This window comes from uncultured Chitinophaga sp., from assembly GCF_937874145.1.
Lineage (GTDB): Bacteria > Bacteroidota > Bacteroidia > Chitinophagales > Chitinophagaceae > Chitinophaga.
Genome location: NZ_CALNBI010000345.1, coordinates 1 through 2,907 on the forward strand (window position 1 = coordinate 1; position 2,907 = coordinate 2,907).

Annotated in this window: 4 protein-coding genes; 1 reads left to right on the plus strand and 3 read right to left on the minus strand. The window is 55.8% G+C overall.

Going from position 1 to position 2,907, the window contains the following annotated elements:
* Window positions 1–869, minus strand: an 869-nt coding sequence (locus tag Q0510_RS16965) for an aspartate carbamoyltransferase catalytic subunit (protein ID WP_298714484.1), incomplete at its 3' end; no start/stop codon positions are given.
* Window positions 870–880: 11 nt separating this feature from the next.
* On the minus strand, window positions 881–1,408 hold the full coding sequence (gene pyrR / locus Q0510_RS16970) for a bifunctional pyr operon transcriptional regulator/uracil phosphoribosyltransferase PyrR (RefSeq protein WP_298714487.1): 528 nt from the start codon (window positions 1,406–1,408) through the stop codon (window positions 881–883).
* Window positions 1,409–1,514: 106 nt separating this feature from the next.
* On the opposite strand from pyrR, the gene Q0510_RS16975 reads away from it, so the two are divergent.
* On the plus strand, window positions 1,515–2,027 hold the full coding sequence (locus tag Q0510_RS16975) for a peroxiredoxin (RefSeq protein WP_298714489.1): 513 nt from the start codon (window positions 1,515–1,517) through the stop codon (window positions 2,025–2,027).
* A gap of 116 nt (window positions 2,028–2,143) precedes the next feature.
* On the opposite strand, the gene Q0510_RS16980 is transcribed toward Q0510_RS16975, so the two are convergent.
* On the minus strand, window positions 2,144–2,907 hold a 764-nt coding region (locus Q0510_RS16980), incomplete at its 5' end, for an aldehyde dehydrogenase family protein (protein WP_298714492.1).

Genomic DNA, 2,907 nt, shown 5'->3' on the forward strand with positions numbered 1-2,907 from the left:
TGATAGTCCTCCGCATAATAAAACGTCGGGGCCGGCAGCACCTCGGTCGTGATCTCGCCGAACGCCGCGTCGAGCAGGCGCCATTCCGTACCCAGGCTGTCCAGCAGCCTGCGGTTCACGCCGTATGCGAGGGAATATTCCCGCAGGGTCGAGAAAAGCGGCATATTCTGGCGTTCCAGCTGGATGCGGAGCACGTTGGCTACGTCCGCCCATTTCAGCGTTTCCCTGATATCATAGGAAACATTTACGTCGAGCGCTTTGGCGATGTGCTTGGGAATGAGCGTCGGCGGACCAACAACGGTTACTTCCGCGCCCAGTTTCTTCAGGCAGTAGATGTTGGACAGCGCCACGCGGGAATGCATGATATCGCCGCAAATGGCGATCTTCTTGCCTTCCACGCTGCCGAGCTTCTCCCTGATGGAGAAGGCGTCAAGCAGGGCTTGCGTGGGATGCTCGTTGATGCCGTCTCCGGCGTTGACGATGGGTACGTTGATGTGCTTGGCGAGGAAGTGGGGCGCCCCCGTGGCCGAGTGCCGCATCACCACCATATCCACTTTCATGGACAGGATGTTGTTGACGGTATCGATGAGGGTTTCGCCTTTGGATACGGACGATCCGGAAGCCGAGAAGTTCATCACGTCCGCGCCAAGGCGCTTCTCCGCCAGCTCAAAAGAGAGCCGCGTGCGTGTAGAGTTCTCGAAAAATACATTGACGATGGTGGTATCCCGTAAGGTGGGCACTTTCTTGATCGGGCGCTGCAATACTTCCTTGAATTGATCAGCCGTTTGAAAGACGAGTTCTATATCCTGACGCGTCAGGTCACGTATACCCAGCAGATGTTTAACAGACAGTGACATTCTAAGGTGCAAATATATAGGTTTTATGCAATCAGCACAACTTCGTCTTTACCATCGCGTTCGTTCCACAAGACTTTTACGCGCTCCGTAATGATCGCGTCGATCGTGCGGCCCGTATAATCGGGCTGGATGGGCAGCTCACGGCTGAAACGGCGGTCTACCAGCACGCAGAGCTCTACTTTGGCCGGACGGCCGAAATCCAGCATGGCGTCCATGGCCGAACGGATGGTGCGGCCGGTGTAGAGCACATCGTCGATCAGGATCACTTTTTTATTGTCGATGGAAAATGCGATATCGGTTTCGTTGGGAACATGCAGGTTGCCGCTCTTGTAGTCGTCACGGTAAAAGGTGATGTCCAGCTTGCCGTATGGGATATTGGCGGAAGGCACCAGCGCCTGAAGGTGGCGGTAGATACGGTCCGACAAAAAGATGCCCCTGGGCTGGAGCCCTATCACCACGGTATCTTGGAAGTCGAGGTGGTTCTCCACCAGCTGGTGGCTCAGCCTTTCGATCGTGATCGCCAGTTGCCGGTCTGTCAGGATTGATTTCAAATCAGGTGAAATTTAAAAGTCAAAAATAAGGATGAAGGACCGGAATAAAAAATGATTGCCGGAGCGGGCCATTGACGTACATTTGAAGGGTAAATCGCATCCGGTCATGAAAATCTTAAAAACCATGCTCATTACCTTGTCGCTGTTCGGCCTTTTTTCCGATACCTCGGGCCAGATGAAAACGGGCGAAACCGTGCCCGACTTCTCCCTGCAGGATCAGGACAACCACACCTTCCGCCTGTCCGAAGCCCTCGCAAAAGGCCCGGTGGTGGTGTATTTCTATCCGAAAGACGATACGCCCGGCTGTACCAAGGAGGCCTGCTCCTTCCGCGACAGCTTCGCCGCCTTTACCGACGCCGGCGCGCAGGTAATCGGCATCAGCTCCGACGATGTGGCATCCCACAAGAAATTCGCCCAGAAACATAACCTCCCTTTCACCCTGCTGGCCGACGAAAAGAACGAGGTCCGCAAGTTGTTCGGCGTGCCCAAAACCATGATGCTCCCCGGCCGCGTCACCTACGTGCTCGACCGCAAGGGCACCGTGGTGCACCAGTTCAACTCCATGACGCAGGCTACCCAGCACGTGGAAGAGGCGCTGGCGGCGATTAAAAAGCTGTAATCTTTACCGCACGAAATTTGGCAAAGGCGTCCTTCGGGGCGCCTTTTGTTTTTCCGGTAATTACATAAAAAAAGCCGCTCCGGTGGGAGCGGCTTTCGTATAACTTGTATGCCTTGTTACGCTTCTTTCAGGAAGGGGTAACGATAATCCGTGGGCGAAACCAGGGTTTCTTTCACGGTGCGGGCGCTGAGCCAGCGATAAAGGTTCAGCATGGAGCCGGCCTTGTCGTTGGTTCCGGAAGCGCGGGCGCCGCCGAAAGGCTGCTGCCCTACTACTGCGCCGGTGGGCTTATCGTTGAGGTAGAAGTTGCCGGCCGCGTTCACCAGTTTTTTAGTGGCGAGGTCGAGCGCGTAGCGGTCCTGCGCGAAGATGGCGCCGGTGAGGGCGTATTCGCTGGTGCCGTCCACCAGTTCGATGGCTTCTTCGAATTTATCCGCGTCGTAGGTGTAGATGGTGAGCACGGGGCCGAAGATCTCTTCGCACATGGTCACGTACTTCGGATCGGTGGTTTCGATGACGGTGGGCTCGATGAAGTACCCTTCCGTTTTCGCGTAGTTGCCGCCGGCGATGATTTTCGCTTTCGGGTCCTTTTTCGCGTTCTCGATGTACGCTGCAATTTTATCAAAAGAGCGCTCGTCGATCACCGCGTTGATGAAGTTGCCGAAGTCTTCGGTGGTGCCCATTTTCATGGTCTTCAGCTCGGCTGCCAGCTTCGTCTTGATCTCTTCGGCGATGTTGCTGGGGAGATAAGCGCGGGAAGCGGCGGAGCATTTCTGGCCCTGGAACTCGAAAGCGCCGCGGGCAAGGCCTGTTACCACTGCGTCGGGATCGGCGGATTTGTGCACCAGCACGAAATCCTTACCGCCGGTCTCGCCTACGA

Coding starts and splice junctions, on each gene's coding strand:
- Q0510_RS16975 (WP_298714489.1), top strand. CDS start 1,515: ATGAAAATCTTAAAAACCATGCTCATTACCTTGTCGCTGTTCGGCCTT.